This is a genomic window from Pseudoalteromonas sp. P1-8, from assembly GCF_001399985.1.
Taxonomy (GTDB): Bacteria; Pseudomonadota; Gammaproteobacteria; order Enterobacterales; family Alteromonadaceae; genus Pseudoalteromonas.
Window position 1 is genome coordinate 1 of sequence record NZ_LJSO01000004.1, and the last position, 2,772, is coordinate 2,772.

The 2,772-nt window shown below is 42.9% G+C and carries 1 protein-coding gene; it reads left to right on the top strand.

Annotated elements, in window-relative coordinates; all coding sequences use genetic code 11:
* Window positions 1-517: 517 nt before the first annotated feature.
* Window positions 518-2,668 carry a TonB-dependent receptor domain-containing protein gene (locus AN213_RS06995; protein ID WP_055198065.1) on the top strand — a complete coding sequence of 717 codons (2,151 nt, stop codon included), beginning with the start codon at window positions 518-520 and terminating at the stop codon, window positions 2,666-2,668.
* Window positions 2,669-2,772: the final 104 nt, after the last annotated feature.

A 2,772-nucleotide genomic window follows, 5' to 3' on the forward strand; every position in this document is an offset into this window, starting at 1 on the left:
CCTTTACTCTTTCTAACTCGCTAACTTTTCAATCTGATAGCTGACGGCTCCAAGCGTTGGGTTTCGCTCCGCTCTTCCCAACCTACGAGTTAATGAATCAAGCACTGTAAGTCGTCATTTATGGCGACACATAATCGCTAACATTGACGGGCTAAAGCCCGACCTACGACTCGTATCTCGCAAACTTTCCCCTTTACTCTTTCTAACTCGCTAACTTTNGCGTTAAAACGCCTCCTACAACTCGCATCTCGCAAACTTTCCCCTTTACTCTTTCTAACTCGCTAACTTTCAATCTGATAGCTGATGGCTGATGGCTGATGGCTCCACCTTATTAAGTTTTACTTAACACCACTCAAAACCCCAGACTGGTATTACAATACTACTATATTCATTATATTTGATTTATTTCATAAACTTACAGTTCAGACCTGTTTTATTACAAATAGGATTGATTCGCATTTTTTTACATGTTTTAATTGCGCCGGTTAAAAAAATCTAAACATATACAGGACACACAATGACACCTAAGTTTATTGTTTCTACGCTTTCGACTGCGGTCGCTTTATCTTTAAGCGCTAATGCTTTTGCAAAAGATGTAACTAAAGAAGAGAAAAACTTCGAGCAAATCACTGTAATTGGCTCTGCATCTGCAATTAACGATATTCCTGGCTCTGCTACTTTTATTGATGAGCAAGAACTAGAAAAGTTTGAATATACTGATATCTCTCGTGTTTTAAGTGCTGTACCGGGTGTATATGTACAAGAAGAAGACGGCTACGGCCTTCGTCCTAACATCGGTATGCGTGGTACGGGTACGGGTCGTAACGACAAAATCTCAGTAATGGAAGATGGTGTACTTGTAGCACCAGCACCTTACTCAGCGCCTTCTGCTTACTACTTCCCTACTATGGGTCGTATGGAGTCAATCGAAGTACTTAAAGGTGCAGCTTCTGTTAAGTATGGCCCACGTACAACAGGCGGTGTTTTAAACTTAGTTTCTCGTAGCTTACCAACTGAAGGGTCTAAAGGTTTACTTAACGCTGAACTTGGTAGCGACGGTTTCTACAAAGGTCATGCTTACTTCGGTAAAAAGAAAAACAATGCTGCGGGCCTTGTAGAAGTATTTACTTACGGTGCAGATGGCTTTAAAGATTTACCAGTAGGTAGCGACAACACAGGCTTCGAAAAGAACGATTTCTTATTAAAGTTTGGCTTTGACTTTGGTGATAACGAAGCACACAGCCTAGAAATGAAATTAAAGTACTCAGACGAGCGCTCTGACGAAACTTACATGGGCTTAACTGACGCTGATTACCAAGCAAACCCTTACCGTCGTTATGCTGCATCGCAAAACGATGAAATGAACACACAACACAATGCATACCAAATCAACTATGCATACCGCTTTGGTAAAGGTTACGAGCTACTTGCTACAGCTTACCTGAACGATTTCCACCGTAACTGGTATAAAGCAAGCAAAGTAAGCAGCAGCTACCTTGAGCAATACAGCGAGTTTGAAGCAAACCCAACGAGCGAAGGCATTGAAGGTGTTGGCGTAAAAGCGAATAACCGTGATTACCAAGCGAAAGGCTTACAAACTGAATTCCATATCCCTGCGGGCAACCACTACATCACAGTTGGTGCACGTTACCACGAAGATGAAATGGATCGTTTCCAATGGGAAGACAAGTACACGCTTAACCAAGACCTATCAATGACGCTTACAGAAAAAGGCGTTCCAGGTTCAAACAGCAACCGTTTAGATAGCGCTGAAGCAACTACCCTATTCATTCAAGATGAGTGGTCACTTGATGCATTAGTTATTAGCGCAGGTCTTCGCTACGAAGACATCACAATCAAACGAGTTGAATGGGCTAAGTCTGATCCAAGTCGTGAAAATGGCCTAACAAAAGATATCAGCAACGACACTGAGATCTTAGTACCATCACTAGGTGCTACTTACACTGTAAGCGATAACCTAACGCTTCTTGCTGGCATTCAAAAAGGTTACGCTCCAGCGGCACCGGGTAATGCGGATCAAGAAGAAGAAGAGAGTGTTAACATTGAGCTAGGTGGTCGTTACGATTACGCTGGCATTCAAGGTGAAGTAATTTACTTTAACTCTGACTACACAAACATGCACGGTAACTGTACTGCGGCTGTAGGTTGTAGCGATGACAACATTGGCGACCAATACAACTACGGTGAAGTATCTGTATCTGGTTTTGAGCTTAGCGCAGGTAAAGTGTTTGCTACAAACGCAGCTTCATTCCCAGTTCGCTTAACTTACACTTACACTGATTCTGAGTTCGACAATGCGTTTGAATCGGATCTTTGGGGTAGCGTAGAAAAAGGCGATGCAATGCCATACGTACCTGAAAACCAATTAGCGCTTTCAGTGGGTGCTGAGTTCTCAAGCTTCGTATTCGATACGCAAATGCGTTATGTGTCTGATGCACACGCAGACTTAACAGACTCAGGTCGCAATGCAATCGACAGCCGCGTTGTATGGGATTTAGCAGCTAAATACCTAATCGACGACAAACAAAAAGTATACCTAACAGTAGACAACCTGTTTGACAAAACCTACGTTGCAAACCGTGCAAACGGCGGTATTCAACCAGGTAAACCACGTACCCTACAACTAGGTTACAGCTACTCGTTCTAATAAAACGACTAAGCGAAATATCAAAAGCCGTGTGATGAAAATCCCACGGCTTTTTTGTGGGTGAGAGTTGCGAGTTGCGAGTTGCGAGTTGCGAGTTGCGAGTT

Excerpts from the sequence above, each read along its gene's own strand:
- AN213_RS06995 (WP_055198065.1), top strand. The coding sequence starts at position 518 with ATGACACCTAAGTTTATTGTTTCTACGCTTTCGACTGCGGTCGCTTTA.